Annotated in this window: 27 protein-coding genes; 20 read left to right on the plus strand and 7 right to left on the minus strand. The window is 71.5% G+C overall.

The window, feature by feature from the left end; translation table 11 throughout:
• From ACIBBA_RS27765 to ACIBBA_RS27795, 7 genes are all read left to right on the plus strand, one after another.
• A complete protein-coding gene (locus ACIBBA_RS27765) occupies window positions 1-1521 on the plus strand; it encodes a phage capsid protein (RefSeq protein ID WP_396700973.1) in 1521 nt (506 codons plus the stop codon).
• 6 nt (window positions 1522-1527) lie between these two features.
• Window positions 1528-2652, plus strand: a complete 1125-nt coding sequence (locus tag ACIBBA_RS27770) for a phage minor capsid protein (RefSeq protein WP_396700975.1) — start codon at window positions 1528-1530, stop codon at window positions 2650-2652.
• Window positions 2653-2728: 76 nt separating this feature from the next.
• Window positions 2729-3433, plus strand: coding sequence for a hypothetical protein (locus tag ACIBBA_RS27775; RefSeq protein WP_396700977.1), 705 nt, complete (start codon window positions 2729-2731; stop codon window positions 3431-3433).
• Window positions 3434-3459: 26 nt separating this feature from the next.
• Window positions 3460-4335: a N4-gp56 family major capsid protein gene (locus ACIBBA_RS27780; RefSeq protein WP_396700979.1), complete on the plus strand. Its 876-nt coding sequence runs from the start codon at window positions 3460-3462 to the stop codon at window positions 4333-4335.
• Window positions 4336-4346: 11 nt separating this feature from the next.
• Complete coding sequence (locus ACIBBA_RS27785; RefSeq protein ID WP_396700981.1) at window positions 4347-4589, plus strand: hypothetical protein; 243 nt, start codon at window positions 4347-4349, stop codon at window positions 4587-4589.
• A 57-nt stretch (window positions 4590-4646) separates the two neighbouring features.
• Window positions 4647-5018 (plus strand): hypothetical protein, encoded by a 372-nt coding sequence (locus ACIBBA_RS27790; RefSeq protein ID WP_396700983.1) that lies wholly within the window; start codon window positions 4647-4649, stop codon window positions 5016-5018.
• A 3-nt stretch (window positions 5019-5021) separates the two neighbouring features.
• Window positions 5022-5369 carry a hypothetical protein gene (locus ACIBBA_RS27795; RefSeq protein ID WP_396700985.1) on the plus strand — a complete coding sequence of 116 codons (348 nt, stop codon included), beginning with the start codon at window positions 5022-5024 and terminating at the stop codon, window positions 5367-5369.
• 2 nt (window positions 5370-5371) lie between these two features.
• Here the strand turns inward: ACIBBA_RS27795 and ACIBBA_RS27800 are convergent, their stop codons facing one another.
• Complete coding sequence (locus ACIBBA_RS27800) at window positions 5372-5611, minus strand: hypothetical protein (RefSeq protein ID WP_396700987.1); 240 nt, start codon at window positions 5609-5611, stop codon at window positions 5372-5374.
• 162 nt (window positions 5612-5773) lie between these two features.
• Here ACIBBA_RS27800 and ACIBBA_RS27805 point away from each other — a divergent pair, with 162 nt between their 5' ends.
• The 11 genes from ACIBBA_RS27805 to ACIBBA_RS27855 are packed head-to-tail and all read left to right on the plus strand — an operon-like array spanning window position 5774 to window position 13979.
• A complete protein-coding gene (locus ACIBBA_RS27805; protein ID WP_396700989.1) occupies window positions 5774-6118 on the plus strand; it encodes a hypothetical protein in 345 nt (114 codons plus the stop codon).
• Window position 6119: 1 nt separating this feature from the next.
• Window positions 6120-6569: a minor capsid protein gene (locus ACIBBA_RS27810; protein ID WP_396700990.1), complete on the plus strand. Its 450-nt coding sequence runs from the start codon at window positions 6120-6122 to the stop codon at window positions 6567-6569.
• Window positions 6570-6582: 13 nt separating this feature from the next.
• Complete coding sequence (locus ACIBBA_RS27815) at window positions 6583-7347, plus strand: phage tail tube protein (RefSeq protein ID WP_396700992.1); 765 nt, start codon at window positions 6583-6585, stop codon at window positions 7345-7347.
• Entirely contained in the window at window positions 7344-7910 is a 567-nt protein-coding gene (locus ACIBBA_RS27820; RefSeq protein ID WP_396701063.1) for a hypothetical protein, read from the plus strand. The genes ACIBBA_RS27815 and ACIBBA_RS27820 overlap by 4 nt, the downstream gene beginning before the upstream one ends.
• Window positions 7904-8086 carry a hypothetical protein gene (locus ACIBBA_RS27825; protein ID WP_396701065.1) on the plus strand — a complete coding sequence of 61 codons (183 nt, stop codon included), beginning with the start codon at window positions 7904-7906 and terminating at the stop codon, window positions 8084-8086. The genes ACIBBA_RS27820 and ACIBBA_RS27825 overlap by 7 nt, the downstream gene beginning before the upstream one ends.
• Window positions 8087-8101: 15 nt before the next feature.
• Window positions 8102-9562 carry a hypothetical protein gene (locus ACIBBA_RS27830; RefSeq protein ID WP_396700994.1) on the plus strand — a complete coding sequence of 487 codons (1461 nt, stop codon included), beginning with the start codon at window positions 8102-8104 and terminating at the stop codon, window positions 9560-9562.
• A gap of 12 nt (window positions 9563-9574) precedes the next feature.
• A complete protein-coding gene (locus tag ACIBBA_RS27835; protein ID WP_396700996.1) occupies window positions 9575-11989 on the plus strand; it encodes a hypothetical protein in 2415 nt (804 codons plus the stop codon).
• A 9-nt stretch (window positions 11990-11998) separates the two neighbouring features.
• On the plus strand, window positions 11999-12550 hold the full coding sequence (locus tag ACIBBA_RS27840) for a hypothetical protein (RefSeq protein ID WP_396700998.1): 552 nt from the start codon (window positions 11999-12001) through the stop codon (window positions 12548-12550).
• Complete coding sequence (locus tag ACIBBA_RS27845) at window positions 12547-12810, plus strand: hypothetical protein (protein WP_396701000.1); 264 nt, start codon at window positions 12547-12549, stop codon at window positions 12808-12810. Before ACIBBA_RS27840 ends, ACIBBA_RS27845 begins: the two co-directional genes overlap by 4 nt.
• On the plus strand, window positions 12810-13673 hold the full coding sequence (locus ACIBBA_RS27850; protein ID WP_396701002.1) for a hypothetical protein: 864 nt from the start codon (window positions 12810-12812) through the stop codon (window positions 13671-13673). Before ACIBBA_RS27845 ends, ACIBBA_RS27850 begins: the two co-directional genes overlap by 1 nt.
• Window positions 13674-13679: 6 nt before the next feature.
• A complete protein-coding gene (locus ACIBBA_RS27855) occupies window positions 13680-13979 on the plus strand; it encodes a hypothetical protein (protein ID WP_396701004.1) in 300 nt (99 codons plus the stop codon).
• Window positions 13980-14568: 589 nt separating this feature from the next.
• Here ACIBBA_RS27855 and ACIBBA_RS27860 read toward each other — a convergent pair.
• Window positions 14569-14820: a hypothetical protein gene (locus ACIBBA_RS27860; RefSeq protein ID WP_396701006.1), complete on the minus strand. Its 252-nt coding sequence runs from the start codon at window positions 14818-14820 to the stop codon at window positions 14569-14571.
• Window positions 14821-14847: 27 nt separating this feature from the next.
• Between ACIBBA_RS27860 and ACIBBA_RS27865 the strand changes: the two genes are divergently transcribed.
• Window positions 14848-15087, plus strand: a complete 240-nt coding sequence (locus ACIBBA_RS27865; RefSeq protein ID WP_396701008.1) for a hypothetical protein — start codon at window positions 14848-14850, stop codon at window positions 15085-15087.
• Window positions 15088-15160: 73 nt separating this feature from the next.
• Here ACIBBA_RS27865 and ACIBBA_RS27870 read toward each other — a convergent pair whose 3' ends face one another.
• Both ACIBBA_RS27870 and ACIBBA_RS27875 read right to left on the minus strand, forming a co-directional pair.
• A complete protein-coding gene (locus ACIBBA_RS27870) occupies window positions 15161-15685 on the minus strand; it encodes an FxLYD domain-containing protein (RefSeq protein WP_396701009.1) in 525 nt (174 codons plus the stop codon).
• An 85-nt stretch (window positions 15686-15770) separates the two neighbouring features.
• The gene (locus ACIBBA_RS27875) at window positions 15771-15971 is read right to left on the minus strand and encodes a hypothetical protein (RefSeq protein WP_396701011.1); all 201 of its coding nucleotides are present in this window, start codon (window positions 15969-15971) and stop codon (window positions 15771-15773) included.
• A gap of 116 nt (window positions 15972-16087) precedes the next feature.
• On the opposite strand from ACIBBA_RS27875, the gene ACIBBA_RS27880 reads away from it, so the two are divergent.
• Complete coding sequence (locus ACIBBA_RS27880; protein ID WP_396701013.1) at window positions 16088-16324, plus strand: hypothetical protein; 237 nt, start codon at window positions 16088-16090, stop codon at window positions 16322-16324.
• Window position 16325: 1 nt separating this feature from the next.
• Here the strand turns inward: ACIBBA_RS27880 and ACIBBA_RS27885 are convergent, their stop codons facing one another.
• The 3 genes from ACIBBA_RS27885 to ACIBBA_RS27895 all read right to left on the minus strand — a co-directional run bounded on the left by ACIBBA_RS27885 (window position 16326) and on the right by ACIBBA_RS27895 (window position 20297).
• Window positions 16326-18446 (minus strand): hypothetical protein, encoded by a 2121-nt coding sequence (locus tag ACIBBA_RS27885; protein ID WP_396701015.1) that lies wholly within the window; start codon window positions 18444-18446, stop codon window positions 16326-16328.
• A 26-nt stretch (window positions 18447-18472) separates the two neighbouring features.
• Complete coding sequence (locus ACIBBA_RS27890) at window positions 18473-19882, minus strand: hypothetical protein (protein WP_396701017.1); 1410 nt, start codon at window positions 19880-19882, stop codon at window positions 18473-18475.
• Between the two features lie 133 nt (window positions 19883-20015).
• Window positions 20016-20297, minus strand: coding sequence for a hypothetical protein (locus tag ACIBBA_RS27895; RefSeq protein WP_396701019.1), 282 nt, complete (start codon window positions 20295-20297; stop codon window positions 20016-20018).
• Window positions 20298-20346: the final 49 nt, after the last annotated feature.

Raw genomic sequence — 20346 nt, forward strand, 5'->3', positions numbered from 1 at the left:
GTGCCGCTGCCGACCTCCCCCGACGCCGCCTGGCCGCCCCGCAGCCTCGCCCCTGTGTACGCGAAGCTCGACGAGTGGTCCGCGTGGTACGCCGGCGACGTCGCCCGGCTCACCAAGGTCTACCAGGGCACCGACCTGACCCGCCCCTACAACCGGCCATCGCAGTACCGCGGTGGCCTCGTCGGCTGGGTCGCCCGCCGCTTCTGGGGGGAGCCGACCGTCGACGGCGAGCAGCGCGCGAAGCTGCACGTCCCGCTCGCCGCGGACATCGCCCAGACGTCGGCGCGGCTCCTCTTCAGCGAGCCGCCCACGCTCACCGCAGCGGATGAGCGGACTCAGGCCCGCCTTGACGAGCTGGTCGACGACGGCGCACACGCCACACTCCTCGCCGCCGCCGAAACTGGCGCCGCGAAGGGCGGCACCTACCTCCGGGTCGTTTGGGACAAGGGCGTACGGGATCGGCCCTGGCTGTCCCGCGTCGACGCCACGGCCGCCGTACCCGAGTGGCGGTGGGACACCCTCAACGCGGTCACCTTCTGGCGGGTCCTGGAGGACGACGGCTCCCGGGTGCTGCGGCACCTGGAGCGCCACGAGCGCGGCGCGATCCTCCACGGCCTCTACGAGGGCACCCGCGACCAGCTCGGCCGGCAGGTCGACTTCGGCGCCCACCCCGACATGGCGTGGCTGGCCGACGTCGCCCCCACCGGGGAGATCGCCACCGGCCTGAACGACCGGCTAACCGCCGTGTACGTCCCGAACGTCACCCCGTCGCGGATCTGGGCCGACCTGCCCGCAGCGGCGAACCTGGGCCGCTCCGACTACGACGGCGTAGAGCCGCTCTTCGACGCACTCGACGAAACGTGGACGTCGCTGATGCGGGACCTGCGGCTGGCCCGCGCCCGCCTCGTCGTCCCCGAGGAGTACCTGACGTCGCTAGGCCCCGGTCAGGGCGCGACCTTCGACATGGCCCGGGAGTTGTTCACCCCGATCAAGACCATGGCCGACGACTCGACCGGCCTGAACATCGAGCTGATCCAGCCGCTCATCCGCGTCGAAGAGCACCTGCGCATCTCCGCCGAGCAGGCCCGCCTGATCGTGGAGACCGCCGGCTACAGCGCGCAGTCGTTCGGCATGGCCGACGGGGTGGCGGTCACCGCGACGGAGGTCACCGCCCGCGAGCGGGAGAGCTTCATCGGGCGCGACGCGAAGATCATGCACTGGCGGCCGGCGCTCCAGGAGATCCTGGAGACCCTCCTCGCCGTCGACGCCGCGCTCTTCGGCTCGGGCGTCACGGTTGAGACGCCGCAGGTCGACTTCGGCGACACCGTGTCCCAGGACCCGGAGTCGCAGGCCCGCACCCTCCAGTACCTCGACGCGGCGGGCGCCATCTCGACCTACCTGAAGGTCAAGGCGCTTCACCCCGACTGGGAGAAGACGGAGATTGAGGAGGAGGTCGACCGGATCAAGGCCGACACCGGCCGCTCCGTCGAGGATCCCGACCAGCCGCCGACCGGGGAGTGATGAGCGATGCCAGTCAGCCGGCCCCTTGCCGCGGATCTGGCCCGCACGATCGTGGATCTGTTCACCGCGGCGGAGACCCGCCTCGCCGCTGACCTGGCGCGGATGCTCGCCGCCGAACTGGAAGCCCCGGACTGGGCCACCCGGAAGCTCCTCGCTATCGGCGGGGTGCGGGAACTGGCCGAGCGGATCGTCCGCCGCCTCGACACCGCCACAGGGGCCGAGGTTGAGCAGCTGCTGGTCCTCGCCTACGCCCGAGGCGGACAGGCCGCCCTGGACGAGCTGGGCCGGCTCGGCAGCGCCGTCCCGTCGCAGATGACCGCGATCCGCCGGGACCTTCCCGGCGCGGAGGCCATCCAGCGGCTGGTCTTCTCGCTCGTCTCAACTCTGCGGGGCACGCATCTGCGGATCACACGTTGGGCCCTCGACGCCTACCGGACCGTGGTCGCCCGGGCCAGCGTCGGCACCCTGCTCGGCGTGGAGACGCGGCGCCGCACCGCGCAACGGGCCTGGGAGCAGCTGCTCTCGGACGGCATCACCGGGTTCACAGACCGCAGCGGCCGCAACTGGCAGCTCGCCTCGTACGTCGAGATGGCCACCCGCACCACCGTGGCGCAGGCCGCCGTCGAGGGGCACCTCGACCGGCTCGGCTCGGCCGGCCTGGACCTGGTCATCGTGTCCAACGCCCCGCAGGAATGCGTCCTGTGTCGGCCGTGGGAGGGCAAGGTCCTCACCCGCACCGGGGATGGCGGAAGCCGGGAGCTCCAGCTGCCGCACACCACCCGCCGCGCCCAGCTGGTCACCGTCGACCTGGCCGGGTCAGTCGCCGAGGCCATCACGGCGGGGCTGATGCACCCCAACTGCCGGCACAGCCTCAGCGCCTACCTGCCCGGCATCACGAAGGCGCCCACCAACACGGAAGACCCGGAGGGCGACAAGGCGCGGCAGCAGCTGCGCTACCTGGAGCGACAGGTCCGCTCCTGGAAGCTGCGCCAGGCCGCCGCCATCGACCCCGCCGCCGCGAAGGCCGCCGGCGCGAAGGTCCGCGCGTACCAGGCGCGGATCCGCGCCCACGTCGCCGCGACCGGACTGCACCGGCAGTCGGCCCGCGAGCAGATCGGCACCGCCCGCTGACCCCTGCCGCCAGGTGCGGCAGGTCATCCACGGCCAGGCCAGGCGCCCGGCCGTCGACACCCAGGAGACACCCACCGTGGACACCACCACCGCCCCCGCCGGCAGCGACACCACCAGCCCGAGCAGCACAGAGCAGCCGGGAGATGCCGGGCAGCAGACCATCCAGCCCACCCAGCAGGCCGGCCAGGAGCCGACCGGCGAGCGGCTGGAGGAGCTGCCCGCGTGGGCGCAGAAGGTCGTCCGCGACGCCCGCGAGGGCGAAGCGAAGGCCCGCACCAACGCCAAGGCTCAGGCCGCTACCGAGGCCGCCGAGCAGGCCCGCCAGGAGCTGGCCCAGAAGATCGGCAAGGCCATCGGCCTCGTCAAGGACGGCGACGCCGAGCAGGCAGACCCGGCGCAGCTCACCCAGCAGCTCACCCAGATGGCCGACAGCAACAAGGCCCTCGCCGTCGAGCTGGCCATCTGGAAGGGTGCGAAGCCCGCCGGAGCCAACCCGCAGTCCCTCACCGACAGCCGTTCCTTCATGGACCGGGTGCACAAGCTCGACCCGACCGCCGACGACTTCCCCGCGAAGCTCCGCGACGCGATGAAGAAGGCGATCGACGACAACCCCCAGTACCGCGAGGCAGGCCAGGCGCCCGCGCGCAGCGGAGGCGAGTTCACCGGCGGGCCCGGTGGCGACGCCGTCACCTCGGAGCAGTTCAAGCGCATGACCGTCGCTCAGCGCGCCGAACTGCACCGCACCAATCCTGACCTGTACCGCAAGCTCGCGGGCCGCTAGCCCGCACACCCATCCAGGAGCCCAACGTGGCACTCACTGACTCCCCGAAGCTGTACGCGCCCGAAGTCTGGGAGGACATGGCGCAGGCCGAATTCGTCGGCCGCGTCGTCGTCGCCAACGCCGCCCTCTCCGATGACATCCTCGTCGGCAGCCCCGGCGATGAGGTCGACTTCCCCAAGTGGGACGCGCTCACCGAGCTGGCCGACCTCACCGAGGGCGTCGCCATGGTCCCCGAGGCCATGACCCAGTCCGCCAGCAAGGCCACCATCAAGGAGGCCGGCAAGGCGGTCGAGATCACCGACAAGGCCATGCTGACCGGCCTCGGTGACCCGCAGGGCGAGGCGATCCGCCAGTTCGGCATCCTCGCCGCCCGGAAGGTCGACGCCGACCTCATCGCTGCCGCCGGCGCCACCGTCACCGGCGGCATCACCCGCCCGGACGGCACCATCGTCGGCGACTCCGCGCCGCTGGCCAACGCCCTCGCCACCGGCAACACCAAGCTGACCTGGCCGATCATCGTCGACTCGATCGCCAAGTTCGGCGACGACTTCGACCTGGACGACGTGTACGGCATGTTTGTCCGCTCGGACGCCATCGCCGACCTGCACAAGGACAGCCAGTTCATCTCGGCCGCCCAGACGCAGGCCGGCAACGAGATCGTCCGCCGCGGCTTCCTCGGCCAGATCGGCGGCATGCCGGTGTTCGTCACCAACCGGCTCGCGGCCCGCACCTCCCTGATCGTCAAGCGGAACTCGCTCGGCGTTCTGTGGAAGCGGCGCCCGATCGTCGAGCAGGACCGAGACATCCTCAAGCGCACCAACGTGGTGACCACGAACCTCCACTACGCGGTGAAGCGCCTCAACGACAAGGGCGTGGTCGTGGTGACCACGTCGGCGACCTGATGGGCGTCGGCATGCTCCGCCGGTACCACCCGGATCCGGAGGGGCAGAACAACGGGACCACCGGGGTCACCACGGCGCAGACGAAGCAGGACGGCGACGGTTCGCCGTCGCCGGTCGAGCCGCCCGCCGGCAACGCCTCCCAGGCGGACTGGGCGGACTGGGTCATCGCCAACGTCGAGGGCGTCGACGAGGCCGAGGTGCGGGCGATGAAGCGCGACGACCTGCGCGAGAAGTACGGGCCCCGGCCCGAGTGATCGTGGGGGCGGCCGGACCACGGCCGGCCGCCCCCTCCTACCCGCTGAGGGGGAACGGTGGCGTACGCGACCATCGAGCAGCTCAACGAGAAGTTGGGCCGGACACCGGTCAACGCCCAGCAGCTGCTCGACCGCGCGTCGCGGGACGTGGACCGGGCGCTGCTGTGCGCGATCTACGACCCCGACGACCAGGACGTGACCGACGCCCGCCGGGAGGCCACGCTCGAGCAGGTCGCCGCGAACCTCGACGCCGGCAACGTCACCGGAAACGGCGGCGGGCGCGCTGGGGGCTTCACCATCGGCCGCCTGTCCGTCCAGGCCAGCAGCGACCCGCAGGACCGGCCGGTGAAGATCGGCTCCCTGTGGGAGCAGGCCTGGACGATTCTCCAGGGCGCCGGGCTGACCGGGCACGGCCCGCAGAGCAGGTGACCGATGACGTGGGAAGAGTTCATCGAGCTGCACATTCCCGAGCCCCGGACGATCAGCGTTCAGGCGCTCACCGGCTCCGGCGCGTACGGCGACGTGTACGCCGACCCCGCCGACGTGGGCCCGTGCGTCGTCGACGACACAACCCGCCGGGTCGTCGTGCAAACCCAGGACGCCGAGGGCGCGGAGGGCGTCTCCTCGACCACCGTCTTCGCCCCGATGGCCACCGTCGCGCCGCCCGGGTCGCTGGTCACCCTGCCCTGGGCCGGCCGCACCGCCAAGGTGCTCGCCGTCAGCGTGATGGAAGACCACGGTCTTGGCCTACCCGAGCACGTCGAGCTGTCCCTGGAGTGACCTCAGGGGCGACGCCAGCGCAGGTCACCGGGGCCCTTGCACACCATCGCAGTGCCGCCCTTGGTGACGCCGGTCTGCCCGGCGGTGTCGCAGAACGCACCCGCCGTCACCAACCGCGGAGCCGACGACGTGGCAGACGTAGCGGGTGCCTTCGTGCGGGTTGGAGTCGCCGCCGGCGCCGACGTCTCCACCACGGACGAGGGCGGCGTCGGGCTGTCCGGGGAGTCCTCCATCGCGGTCATGACGATCCCTGGCACGCAGCAGCACAGCGCCAACACGGCGATACCGGCGACGGACGCCGTGGTCACCGGCTTTGTGAACTGGATCGGACCGAGGCGGAAATTCCAGCGGGCAGGCATGAGCCGCACCGTAGCGGCCCGAGTCAATCCCCGGGGGGGTGCACGGTGGCGGACGTCGAATGGAACGGCCCCGAACTCGAAGCCATCATCGAAGGCGCCTCAGGTGCTGGCCTGCTCCTAGCTGCAGAGCACCTGCTCCAGGTGTCCCGCACCGAAGTGCCCATCGAGGAAGCCACCCTGGAGCGCTCCGGCGTCGCCGAGGTAGACGACGCCGACATGATCGCCGCCGTCTCCTACGACACCCCGTACGCGGTCAGGCAGCACGAAGAGATGACCTGGCGTCACGACGAGGGCCGCAAGGCGAAGTACCTGGAAGACCCGATGAACGCGGAGCGGGAAACGTTGCTTGAGCTGGTTGCCGCGCCGATCCAGGACGCGCTGGGAGGCTGACATGGCAGTAGGCGACGGCTGGACATCCCGACTCCTCGCTGGCTGTGCCGAGGACCTGGCCGCCGCAGGCATCGGCGAGTGGCGACTGGACGGCCCCGCCTACACCTCCACAGAGGTCGGCATCGTCATCCGCTCCATCCCCGCCAGCCCGGACCGGATCATCACCCTCGCCCCCTATGTGGTCGCCTCCCCGCCTGGGCTGGCCGACTTCACCCAGGGCGTACAGATCCGCGTGCGGGGCACCCAGGATCCCCGCGTCGCCGAGGACCTGGGCGACGCCATCTTCGAACTGCTCGACTCCGCTACCGGCCTCCGCTGGGGCGGGATCCCGATCGTGCAGGTGTACCGGCAGTCGTACGCGGCGCTCGGCGCCGACGCGAACGGCCGGTGGGAGATGTCGCACAACTACTACGTCGAGGCCATGAGGCCCACGGCAAACCGGACCGACTGAGGAGAGGACCGTCATGGCGACGACCCCCACCACCCGCGTGACCGCCCTCGCCCGGCGGACCCGCGTCGACATCGACACGGCCACCTTCCCCGCCTCCCAGTACCAGGAGCTGATGGGAAAGCAGGAGGTCAAGCTCGTCGAGGAGCTGCGCACGGAGTCCGACGAGTCGTACGAGGACGACGGCGCGGCGCGCGAGTCGGTCACCGGCTACAGCTGGCGGCTGGAAATCAAGCTGCTGCACTCGACGAACGCCGCCGGCACTGCCCTGGACCCCGTCCACGCGTTCCTCCGCTCGATGTTTGAAGCGGCGAAGAGCGGCGTGCAGAACGGCGAGTTCGGCGTCCGCTGGTACGACCGCAACGGCCTGTCCGGTGACCCGTCGAAGGAGGGCCGCGCGTACGTGAAGGCGTTCCCGCCGGACGGCGGCAACCCCGGAGCCCTGGACGTCATCAGCCTGGTCATCCAGGGTCAGGGCCCGCTGGCGGAGATCACCAACCCGGCCGCCAGCGCCGTCCCTGCGGTGACCGGCTTGGCCCCGGCGGGCGGCGCGCTCGCTGGCGGGAACCTGGTCAACATCTACGGCTCGAAGTTCACGGGCGCGACCGGTGCCACCGCGGTCAAGTTCGGGGCCACCAACGCCACGAACTACACGGTGGTGTCCGACTCGCACATCGTTGCGACCGCGCCGGCGGCCACGGCGGGGGCGAAGGACGTCACCGTCACCACGCCGGGCGGCATCTCGCCGAACACCTCGGCCGACGACTACACGTACGCCTGATGGCCCGTTTCTCCGACCTCGACGAGTACTTCAGCCCGGGGCTGACGCTGACGGTGCTCGGCAAGGAGTACACGCTGCCGCTGCCGTCGGCGGAGCTCGGCCTGTGGTGCCGGCGTCTCGCGGAGACAGCGGGTGAGATTCACGGCGCGTCGACCGACGAGGACATGCAGGACGCCGTCAAGCGGGCCAACGCCCGCGTCGAGGCCCTACCCCGCCTGTCCGGGGACCTCAGCTTCGAGGAGCGGCTCCTCGGGGCGGCGTACGCCGAGATGGCGGCCAGCCAGGTGCCGGACCCGTACGTGCAGTTCTGCGCGCAGACCGCCTACGTGTGGATCGTCGCCGGTGAGGAAGCCGCCGAGCGGTACTGGACATCCGGTGGCCGCCCGGAAGCATGGCGCCCGGCGAACAGGCAGGAACGCCGGGCGCAGCGCACTGGTCGGAGCAGTACGGCAGAGGCCGCCGCGACGCCCGCACCGGGCTCTTCGAGTGGTACGAGATCCCAGACGACGTCCTCCAGGAGAAGGAGCGGACGGGGCAGAGGGTCGGCTGGTCGGACATCCTGACCCGCTGGTCGCTCGTCGAAGCCGACCTCCACGACGTGTACGGCGTCGACGTCGAGGACCGGGACCTGATGCGGGCCCGGTCGTGGCGGTGGCTGGAGACCCGAATAACCGGGCTGCTGTTCGCTGACAGTCGCCTGCGCCGCGCCCTCGCCCCGGATCCCGAAACACCGTCGTAGCCCTGGAGGTGGCCCGTGGCGCTCAAACTCGGCGAGCTGGTCGCCTACCTCAAGACCGACAACAGCCAGCTCGACAAGGGCCTCGACAAGGCCGAGAAAGACTTCAAGGACACCGGTCGGGAGCTGGAGCGGCAGGCCGTAACCGCCGGCGAGGCGATGGGCAGCGGCATTTGGCGCGGCGCCGATGGGAAGCTGCGTGACGGTCGCGGCCGGTTTGTTAAGGCCGTCGGCGAGGCCGGGGACAGCAGCGCGCTCGGCTTCCTCGACAAGTTCCGCGGCGGGATGGCCGGGCTGCCGGGCATCGTGTCCGGCGGCTTCTCGGGGCTGCCACCCCAGGTTCAGGGCGTAGTCGTTGCGGCCGCTGCCGCGGTCGGCGCCGTGTTCGCCGCCGGCCTCGCCGCCGCAGTCCTCCTGGGCCTCGGCGGCGGGGTACTCGCCGCCGGCATCATGCTCGCCGTCAAGGACCCGGCCGTCGCCGCAGCGTGGAAGCAGTTTGGCGATCGGGCCAAAGCGTCCCTGACCGGCTTCACGGACGCCTTCAAGGGGCCGGTGTCCCGGGCCGCGAAGACCTTCGGTGACGCCATGGAGCGGATGGAGCCCAGCTTCACCCGCATCGGGAATTCCATGGCCCCGATCATCGACAAACTCGCTCCGGCGTTCACGTCGCTGGCGGAAAAGGCCATGCCCGGCATCGAGAAGGCGCTGAAGGAGTCGAAGCCGCTTTTCGACAAGCTCGCCGAGCACCTGCCGAAGATCGGCGACTCGCTGAACTCGTTCTTCGACTCCATCGCCGACTCCGGCCCCGGCGCCGTGATCTTCCTCGACCTGATCCTGAGCACCTTCGAGGGCCTGATCCGCTTCTGGGGCAACGGCATCGAATTCTGGTCCAACACCCTGGAAGTGCTGAACACCTTCTTCACGGAGAAGGTGCCGGCGGCGTGGAACTGGTTGGTCGACAAGCTCAAGGCCGGCGTCGACAAGATCGGCGGGTTCTTCACCGGAGTGAAGGACTGGATCGTCAAGAAATGGGACCAGGTGGTCGGCTTCGTGGGTGGCCTTCCGAAGCGGATCGGTAAGGCCGCGTCGGGAATGTGGGACGGCATCAAGAACAGCTTCAAGAGCGCCGTCAACTGGATCGTCCGCAAGTGGAACGACCTCAGTTTCCGGCTGCCCGCCGTGTCGGTGCCGGGCCTCGGGCAGGTGTTCGGCGGGATGACGCTGAACACGCCGAACATCCCCCAGCTGGCCGACGGCGGGATCGTCCGGGCCACCCCGGGTGGCCGCCTCGTCAACGTGGGCGAGGGCGGCGAGGACGAGGCAGTGGTGCCGCTGTCGAAGCTCGGTGGCGGTGCAGGCGGCACGCTGCGCGTCATCCTCCAGTGGCCCGACGGGCGAGTTATCCGCGACCAGCTGGTCGACGCCGCCAGCCTGCGCGGCCAGAACGTGGGTCGATACCTCAACGTCAGCACCAGCTAGGAGAGGGCGGGCGTGGACCCTGACATCCGGGCGCGAGTCGCCCTCGACAGCGACCCCGCCGACCCCGCCCCTGCCTGGACCGACATCACCGACCGCGTGCACTACGGCGACGGCGGCCAGGAGGTCAAGGTCAGCATCGGCCGGCAGAACGAGACCGCAGACATCCAGCCCACCGAGATGAGCTGGGCGCTGCGCAACGGCGACAACCTCTTCACCCCGAACAACGCGGCCAGCCCGTACGCCGGGAAGTGGGAGCAGGGCCGGCGGGTGCAGATCGCCGAGGTGATCGACGGCGAGGAGTTCCTCCTCGGCACCGGGTTCCTGGAAATACCGGACATGCAGATCGTCGACTCGCGTAGCACCCAGCCGGTCATTGTGTCGGCGGTGGACTGGATGGGGCGGCTGGAGTCGGCACCGCCCTTCGAGGGCACCCTCGCCGAGCACGTCCGCGCCCACGGTGGGCCGCTGGTGACGCATTTCCCGCTCACCGACCCGACCATTCCGATGATGTCCTCCATCACGGCCTCGCAGCTGGAGCTCTCGATCGGCCAGGTCGGCGCTTTCCCCGCGCTGCCCGACGTGGACCCGGAAGAGTTGATCCGGCCCGCCGGGCAGGCCGGCCCGCCAGGAGACGACCAGTCGTATCCGCAATGGCTGCAGTCGATGTCGGAGGACGGGTTGACCTTCCTCGGCAACCCGGCCCTCGTCAGCCGGAACCTCGACTTGCAGGTCACGTCGGGGCAGACGATCGCCGTGTCCTTCTGGACCTACCTGGAGTCTCACACGCTGAACGCGGGGATTTCCCCGCCGAACAGCGCGGCGATCTGGTTGGCCAGCGCCAACCGCGCCAACCAGATCCTGATCGGTGGGGACGCCGACAACACCTGGCAGGTAGGTGTCCAGGCTGGCGGTGGGATGGTCTTCGCCGACATCAACCGTCCACTGGAATTGGATGCGTGGCGGTTGGTGACGGTGCGGATCACGTTGCCGTCCGGGGCGGTCAACCTTTGGGTCGGCAACGAGGCTCTGGCGTCGGCCGTGGTGCCGTCGCCGCCCGCCTCGGTGGCGTTCCACGAAATCCACATCGGGTACTTCCTGTGGAAGGGAAGCATCGGCCAGGTTCAGGTGCGGGTCGGGCCGAGCGCGTCGACGATGGCTTTCGCGGACCATCTAGCTCAGCATCAGCACGGCTACCGGGGTCTGCACCGGCAGACGGCCGCCGAGCGGATCGTCACCCTCGCCGGCTACGCCGGGGTGCCTGCCACTGAGGTGGTTGTGCCGGCCGCCTGTTCCACGCCAATGCAGGTGGCCCGGCTGTCCGGTGTTGGGCCCGCTGACGGCCTGCGCCGGGCTGCCGTCACCGGACAGGATCTCCTCATCACGGACGGGGCGGGCCGGATCACCGCAGTGCCGCGAGGCCAGCGGTACAACCAGCCCGTCAAGATGGCCATCCCGTTCGGGTGGATCGGATACCGGGGGCTCCGCTACCGGCCTGACCGGCCGGTCACCGACGTAACCGTGAACCGCACGGGGGGCGGCAGCGTCCGCCGGTCCGACCGGGCGAGGGCGCAACGGTACGGGGTGACCGGGCAGCAGTACGAGCTGGACACGGCGGTCGACGCAGACCTGGTCAACCTGGCGTCGTGGGCGCTCGCCGCGCACGGCCAGTCCCGGACGCGGGCCCCGAGTATCCGCATCAACATGCTTCGCCGCAGCCTTGCGGAGCGGAAGTCGCTGCTGCGGTTGAAGGTGGGCGACCGGATCCAGATCACTGGCCTCCCGGCGGGCAGCCCGGCGGACGTGGGGCACCTGATCGTTCAGGGCATCGACCACACGATCGGACCTGGCCGCCGCAGGTTCATCGAGTTCAACACGTCGCCGCTGCTCGGACCCGCGCCGGGTGTGCCGCCGGCCGGCCCGATCGTCGGCGCTGCGGGCGCGGGACTTAACCCCAACCGCGGTTTCGAGGACGGCACGGTAGCCGGCTGGTCGGCGGACGGCGGCGCCACCGTGGATCCGAGCAACGTGCGCGCCCACGATGGCTCCTGGAGTATGCGGGTCACGCCGCCCGGCGGAGTGGCCGTTGTGGGTGCCCGCACGCTCAGCCTCCCGGTGACCGCGTCCGGCTGGTACCTCGCTTCTGGGTGGATGAACGCCCCAGCCGGCTGGTCTGACGTGAGCATCGCCGTCGACTGGCGCTCAGCGGCGGGGACGTCGATCTCCAACTCGTTCGGGGCGGCAACGGCCGTGCCCGCCGGGCAATGGGTGTACCTGTCGCTGGTGGCGCAGGCGCCGGCCACGGCGGCGTTCGCTCAGCTGCGCCTGCGGATCGGCGGCACCGCCCCAGCCTCCGCCCAGGTGTGGGCGGACGAGGTCGATCTTGCCCCGGCCACCATGGTCGGCGCATCCACCGTCATCGCCTACTGAGGAGGGCGCGTGCCTGCGGTACCCGAGACCAAGGCCACCTGGACCGACAACACCGACGCGCTCAACAGCACCAACCTGAACGCCTACCTGCGGGACCCGATCCGCTTCTTGATGAATCCGCCGCGGGCCAAGCTGCGGCAGGCCGTCGCCCAGACGCTGACGACGGGGGTGTTGACGGCGCTGACGTTCACCGCGGAGACCGTCGACACCGACCTCGACGGGATCGGCGGGCACTCCACCAGCAGCAACACGAGCCGCTACACGGCCCGCTACCCGGGCTGGTATCAGATCAGCGGCGGGTGCACCTTCGCCAGCAGCGCGACCGGGATTCGGTTGCTGCGCTGGGCGGTGAACGGCACGAACATCCTCGGCAACGACGTGCTCGTCGGTGCGGTCAGCGGAAACACCACCCGGATCTCCGCTCGGACCGAGCTGGTGCCCCTCGATATCGGCGACTACGTGGAGCTGTTCGCGCAGCACACCGCAGGGGCCAACCTCAACACCAACGTGTCCGCGGAGGAGCAGTCGACCATGAACGTGATCTGGAAGGGGCTGCTGTGACCGATCCGACCGAGCCGGAGCCGATCGACTGGTGGCTGATCGTCCGCATCCCCGACGAGATGCACCTGTACCAGCTGGGCATGGTCACGGTGGATGAACTCCCGCCGCTGATCAAGGCGCGGTCCGACGAGCACGGGGTGCCGGAGAACTGGTGGGACGACCCGGGTTCCGGCTTCGAGGTGGCGTTGGCGCAGGGCGAGCCGCACCCGAAGCTGATCGCCCAGGCCACCACCGTCACCCGCCTGGAAGGGGCCAGCTGATGGGCGCGAGTGACCGGCTCCGCTGGATCGACCGGGGCTCCCCGTTCACGCTGATGCGTCCTGCCCGGGATCTGCGCGACGTGCTGCGCAGGCACGGCTACACCGTCTACGACATCGGCAACCAGTCCCACCTCGAGCACGAGCCGCCCGAGGACCACACCCCGTACTCGGAGACTGGCTACCCGGGCCAGGCCAAGTACGGGGTCGGCTACGCGATCGACATCATGCCGGCCGCTGCGGGCGCCCGGTCGAAGGTCGACGGGCTTCCGCTGCCATCGCTGCAGCAGCTGGGCGCGCGGCTCCTGGCCGACCGCAACGCGGGCGTGCCCGGGATCCGGTGGCTGAAGTACATGAACTGGGAGCCCGACCGGAACAACGGCGGACGGTGCTTCAAGGAGGCCTGGCGGCCCACATACAAGCGCACCACCAGCACCGACCGCGGTCACATCCACATGTCCGGGCTGACCGGTTACGAGACCAGCACCGTCGGGGCCGGCTACGACCCGGTAACCCGGATCCGAGGAAAGGACGACGACATGTCGGAGCGAGCCAGCCGCGTCATCGAGGCCTGGGCGTCGGGGATGCCCGCCACCTCGGCGAAGGAGAACGTCGAGCCGGTGAAGTGGCGCATCCGCGACGAGGCGTGGCAGAAGCGCGTCGACGGGCTCCTGGTCGCGCTGGCCGCGTCCGTCGAGGGCCTGGACATGGACGCGGTCCTGCGGCGCCTCGACGAGCACGCCGCTGCCGAGGCCGAGCGGGATGCCGAGCTGGCCGACCTGGTCCGGCAGGCCAAGTCCGGGGAGCTGGACGCCGCCGAGTTCGTCCGGCTCGTCGGCGAGAAGCTCGCCGCACCGGCCGCCTGACGTCGTGTGGACTTTGCGGCACTCCTCCCACCGGGAGGACTCGGGGCGGTCGGTGTCGGCGGCACCCTGCTCGGCGTCGTCATCTACCTGCTCAACGCCAACCGCGTTGACCGGCGGGAGTACCAGGACGCGATTGACCGGGCGGAGAAGCGGGCCGACGAGGCGGAGGCTCGCCGCCGAGAAGCCGAGGCCAAGGCTGAAGGCCTTCAGGAGGTGGTCGACGAGGCGCGGAAAGCTCGCCGTGCGGCCGAGGACCAGGCGGCGGCGCTCAGTCGGCAGCTTCCCCCGAGTGGTGGTGTGCCGTGACGGATGAGACTGTCCGGCTTCGCCGGCGGATGGACCGGCGCGGGAAGCGGCGGGCAATCGTCGCGGTCCTGGCGACCGCGTTGATCGCGGCGGCGATCGGCTGGGGGGCGGCGTCGCTCGGCCGGCAGGCCACCGCTGAGCAGCAGCGGGCGGACACCGCCGTGTCCGGGGCGGAGCAGCTGTGTCAGCAGGTTCGGCAGCTGGGCGGGTCTTGCATCGTCGACCCGTCGGAGCTGAAGGGCGACCGCGGTGACCCGGGTCCGGCTGGCCCGCCTGGCCCTCCCGGTCTGCCTGGGCTGGACGGCGACGACGGCATTGACGGTGCGCCGGGGGCGACCGGCCCGCCTGGGTCGCGTGGTGAGAACGGCGAGCAGGGCGCGACCGGTCCTGTCGGTGCCGCCGGGCCCGCTGGCGCTACCGGCCCGGTTGGCCCTTCGGGGCCCCCTGGTCCTCGTGGCGAGCAGGGGCCACAAGGCCCGCAGGGTGAGGCTGGCCCCGCCGGCGGCCAGTGCCCGACCGGGACCCACGCCGATACGGTCACCGTGGTGACGACCGAGGGCGCGCAGCAGATCGCCGCCTGCGTCGAGGACTAGCTTGGCCGCTTCGTGATCCGCCACTCGCCGTCGGCTTGGCCCTCGCGGTAGATGCGCTCGAGCTCGGCTCTGGCGGCGTCCTCAGTGTCGTATCGGACGTGCTGGCTGGGCGCGCGCGCCGGGTCGGACAGATACAGATCCCAGCCTGTGCCGTCGGCCCGCTCCTCTAGGCGCACGTGCGCGAGGGGGATGTCGGGGTCGGTTCCGTACAGCCAGGCGGCCTCACGTAGTCGCGGCTGACCTGGCATCCCCCGACCGTACCCAGGAGGAACACTATGCAGAACCTCTACGAGCCCAACGAGTCGTCGACAGAGCCGCTCCTCAACGTCGGCAGCCTCACCGCGGCGGTCACCGCCGTCATCGGCCTGCTCGTCGCGTTCGGCCTGCCGATCAGCGATGACCAGAAGACGGCGATCCTCGGCGTGGCCGCGGTCGCCGCGCCGCTGGTGGTGACGGCGCTGTCCCGTGGTCGGGTGTACTCCCCGGCGACGGTCGCCAAGCTGCTGCGCCGGTAGTCCCAGGTCCTCCCCGCAAGACGAAGCGCCCCGCTCGGCTCCGGCCGGGTGGGGCGCTTCTTGCTGTCCAGGGTCAGGACACGTCCACGATCTTGCAGGTGATCGACGAGCCGGGCGACGCGTTCAGCACCGTCGACTCCTCGCCCCGCACCGTGTCGCCCGCCGGCACACTGCCCACGTACGCGGTGTCGGTGTCCAGCCGGGCGCCAGAGGAGTCCCGGTACTCCACCTTCAAGGTGACCCGGCGGTCCTCGTTGCCGTTGTTCTTCACCGTGTAGCCGATCGTCGCGACCGAGCTCGTACCGGTGCACGAGGTGACCTGCACGTCGAGCTGCTTGACGGCGTTGTTGTCGCTGACCCGGCCGACCGTGACCAGCCCGACGCAGATGGCGCCCATCAGCGCGACGGTCCCGAACACCACGAGGAAGATGCCGCCCGGGGTGGCGAGGAAGTGCTTCTTCTGCGGCGGCCGGGGCGGCGGGTAGAAGCCGGGCGGCGGGCCTCCGGGTGCGTACTGCGGCGGCGGGTAGTGGCCGGCCTGCGGCGGATAGCCACCTTGGGGCGGCATCTGCTGTGGCGGCTGCGGCGGCGTGGTCATGCACGGCAGGCTACCGACCGGCAGCAACGGGTGAGCCCCGCCAACCGGGCTGGTCAGCGGGGCCCTTCGGACGTCTCGCAGTGGCCTACCGTGTCGGGAGGTCGAGCCGGCCGGTCCGCCACCGCGGCTGCCTGTCCACAAGCGTCGTCGTGCACGCCAGCGACCGCCCGGCGTCGTCGACCACGAGCTGCCCGACCTGGTCACACGGCTCACCCAAGCGGTCGCTGGTGTTCGCGTCGGGCCCGGCCAGCAGCGCGACCAGGCCGGCCACGACGGCCACGACCACGGCCCCCACGATAGTTGCCCGGCTCACTGCTCGTTCACCCCCGTTCTAACGAGTGAGGACCCTGGTGCGATATCGCCGTGCTTCTGCCTGTCGCTGGCGTGTGGCATGGTGGACGCATGGACACTGACGCCGCTCGCTGGACTCGCCGCGCTGGTGACGCCGCGACCGAGGCCGTCCTCGCCGGCGCCGACCCGGAGGCGATCCTCGCCGCTGTCCAAGCCGGCATCGCCGAGGGCGAGCGCGTCCACGCCCTCCGCCAGCCGACCCAGACGCCGCCGGCCAGCCGGGGCGACTTCACCCCGCCGCCCGGCAGCGCCGTCGAGCAGCTGCTCCGCGCCACCAACGCCGCCTGACCTACTCGGGCAGCCCATACGCGGTGCCAACCTGACGCACCTCCCCCTTGCCCGCCATCGCGGTGAGCAGCTGGTGCACGCGCTGCGGTGACACCTCGTACCCCGACTCGACGACCCGGGCGTGCACCTGCGCGTTGATGAGCAGATCCGGTCGGGCGTCGCGGAGCACCAGCAGGATCGCCTCCCGCGCGGTGGCCGGCGCGAGCTGCTCGGTGCGGCCCGGCGTGCCGTCGATAGCGAGGTGTTCGGGCGACAGCAGCGCCTCCGCCTCGGCCATCACGTCCCGCTCGCTGGTGTGCTCCGGCTCGGGTGACGGGCGGGGCGCCGGGATCGGAGTCGGCTCGTCGACGACCACACCGGTGCCGAGCAGCAGCCGCTCTGCCGCGCTGCCCGGAGCGGCCACGGTGGGCCGGTCCGGGACCGACGCCGGCCGGGGCGGCTCGTCGTCCTCGGGGAGGTCCTCGCCGCGCAGCTCGGCCAGCATCGCGGCCTGCCGCTCCCACCGGCCCTCGTACGCCCGGCCGGCTTCCACATCCCGCATGACGGCCAGGCGGGCGATGTCGACGTGGTCGCGCGGGTCCCGGCCGTCGAGAACGTCCTGCACGGTCACCTTCGCCGCGACCATGCGGCCCCGCTCGTCGAGCTGAGGGCGCAGGTGGGCGGTGGCGATGGCGTGACGCTCGATGCTTTCCAAGTCCACGTCCACGGTCCGGGCGAGGACCGGCCGGTAGTCGGTGTCGGTGCGGTAGACGTACGCCGAACCGATGTGCAGCAGCCGGGCACGGCCGGGGTTCACGCCCAGGACGTGGTCGTACTCGCCCTCTTCCTCCATGCGCAGGCATACCCGGATGCCGGCGACGGAGCGCAGGCCCTTTCCGAGCAGGTCGGAGGTGCCGCGCAGGATGCTCATGACGACCCGGCCACCCTCGGCGCGGGCGATCTGCGCGAGCCGGGCCACGCCCTCGTCGACGAGGCGGGCGAGCAGGCCGGCGGCCTGCCGGACCTCGCCGCCCTCGTCGGTGAGGATCACGAACGCGGGCAGTTGGGCGTCCACCGGCAGCACCGTGGTGTTGGCCTCCCGCTTCCGGCGGATCGCCTCCCGGCTGGTCTTCCGGTCCTTGGCGATGGCCCGGCCGACCGCGACCATGACGGCGGCCTCCGCCTCGTTGTCGGCGATCCAGTCGATCGTCCGCTCCTTCGCGGCGCCCACCGCCCACGGCCGGGTCCACGGGGCGGCCACGCCGCCGCCGTTGAGGTCGATGATCCAGATGAGGGTGTCGGTGCAGCGGGCCAGCCGGAAGATGATCCGGTGCAGCAGGGTGGTCTTCCCCGAGCCGACGGTGCCGCCGACCACGGCGGACTTCTGCCGCAGGCACACCTCGAGCTTCTCGCCGCGGGCGGTGGTGGCGATGTCGAACGGGTCGTAGATCGAGGCGGGGGTGGTCGGCTCGGCGATGACCCGGCTGTCGCCAGCGAGGCAGTCCCGGAGCATCACGTCGAGCACGGCGGACCCCTGGTGCGCGCCGTCGAGGGCTTGCACGACGCAGCCTTGCAGCAGGTGCCGCGCGCCGGCCATCTCGTCGCAGATCGCCGCCAGGTGCTTCACCGTCATTCCCACGGGCAGGTCAACGGCGACCCGCTCGCCGTCGCCAGTCCGCTCCCACGGGGTGACGGACGTGACGACGACGGGCTTGCGGGTGAGTTCCCGCAGCAGACTTTCCCACTCGCGGACCGGGGCGGGTCGCCGGTCCGGCGTCTCTCCCGCCGAACCGGTCCACCCGACCGGTCCGGTCCGCGGTCCGGGGATGAACAGCTCGAGTGCGGCGACGAGGACGGCCCCGCCGAGCAACGCCATGGTGCGGACCTCGGTCCACCCGGACCGGGCGACCAGCGCCGCCCATAGGCAGGCGCCCGCAACGGCGACCACGCGGTGCGGCACGGCGAGGGGCCGGTCCATGGCGAAGGTGACGAGCACCGCCGCCGGGACACCGACCACGGCCGCGCCGAGCGGCAGCCACCACGACAGGGTCGTAATGCCGCTGCCCAGCGCATGGGCTACCAGCACAGTGGCAACCGTCCAGGCCGGCACCCACGCGGCGCCGTTGCGGGCTCCCTGCTGCATCGTCGTGCTCCTTCCGGGAGGGGGGATCAGGTGTCCTGCTCGGCCTGGCCGACGTCGGCGCGCTTCTCCTTGTGCCGTCCGCCGCGCTCACCGGCGAGCCGGGCCTCGTCGACCTCGTGGTTGCGCTGGTACGACGCACCGAGTGCGTCCGCCCGGCCCATGAGCGCGCGGAGCTTCTGCGCGGCGGCGGCCTGCTCCGCCTCGATCTGCTTCAGCTCGGCGGCGATCGCCTGCGTCTCTGCGACCACCGTCTTCGCTGCGGGCAGCTCGTCGTCGCCCTGGGTGGCCAGCTTGTTGACGGCCACGGAGACGGCCCCGGCGAGCTCGCCCTGGGCGTCGGCCTGCTTCGCCAACTCCTCGATGGCGGGGCTGACGGAGGTGAGGTTGCGACCCCAACGCTGGAGGCTGACGTCGTCCTGGTGCTGAACCATGGTGCGGCTCTCCTTCGGTACGGCCCGCGGCTGCGGGCTCGGCTTGCGCTCCGCCTGCTGGCGGGGCGTGGTCTTCTCGGCCGCCGCCGGCTCGGGCTTGTCCGGCTCGGCCTTCTTCGCTGCAGTCGGTCCGGGTGACGGCTTCCGCTTCGCCGCCTCGGCGCCCTGCCGGACGCCCTTGAAGAACCCGGCGAGACCGGCCGGCCCCTTCCGGGGCGCGCTCGTGCGGCGAGGGCTGCCGGTGGGGGTTGCCCGCTTGGTGCTCGACGGCCGGCCGCTGGCCCGGCCGAGTAGACCCCGGCCGGCGGACCGCATCCGGCCGACCGCCCCGCTGCGCCGGCTGCCGCCAGCCGCTCCGGTCCGCCCCGCCGTACCGCCGGACCGGCTGGCACCGCCGGTGGCCCTCCGTCCGCCGAGCAGACTCCGCAGACCGCCGCCGGACCGGCCGGTGTTGGACCGCCGTCCGGACCTGGAGAGCACACCGCGCAGACCGGACCGCCCGGACCCGGACCGGCCGGACCCCGGACCGGACCGCTCGGCCGTACCGGACCCGGTCCGACGGCCACTGGAGAGCAGCCGACCCAGACCGCCGCGTCGACCGGACCCGGCCGCCCCGCCGGACCGGCCCGAGCCGCCCGACTTCCCAGACCCGCCGAAGAGCCGGCCGAGGCGACCCCCGCTCGACCCGGACCGGCTTCCGCTCGGGCCGCCGGACTTGCTGCCGGCGAGTCGGCCGAGCGGCCCCCGGGTCGGCGTGCTGCTGCCACCTGCCGCCGCAGCCTGGGCAGCGCGCCGCCACCAGCGGACGAACCACGCCACCGGCGCGGTCAGCATCGCCAGCACCAGCAGGTTGATGGCCAGCCACCAGAGCGGCCCGACGGCCACCCACAGCACCAGCTGCAAAAGCAGCACCACCAGCGCGGCCGTGACGAGGACGGGCGGCGAGAGCAGTGGGTGCCGCTTCTTCGCCCGCGCCCCGGTGGCTCGCGGGGCCTTGTCGGTCACGGTGCGTGACGGATCAAGGGGTTGAGGTGTCAAGGGGTTGATGCCGCTGGCCGGAGCCGGGTTCGGGGAGACGTCCCCGGCGGTCGGCGGCGTCTCAACCCCTTGACGGGGTTGACGCTTCAAGGCGTTGAGGTCACGCACCGTGACCGCCAACCTCGGGGGCCCGGTGGTCCTCCCGGTACTGCATCACGAGCGCGAACACGACCACGGCCACGAGCGCGCAGAAGGCGAAGCACGAGCCGACGAGGAGCCCCCGCCGGCCGGTCACATCGGCCCACATTGCGCCGAACGTGGGCAGGAGCAGCGACAGGAGCGCTGCGTTGAAGAGTCGAGTCCAGACGCTGGCCTCGTAGACCAGCTCGGGCTCGCGGTCGTCGAGGGCCAGGTCGATCTCGCTGTCGGTGTGCTGCATCATGGTGCTCTCCTCTGTTGGAGGCGGGGGCCCGGCCTGGCTCGGAAGGTGA

Source organism: Micromonospora sp. NPDC051006, from assembly GCF_044456245.1.
In the GTDB taxonomy this organism is placed as follows: Bacteria; Actinomycetota; Actinomycetes; order Mycobacteriales; family Micromonosporaceae; genus Micromonospora.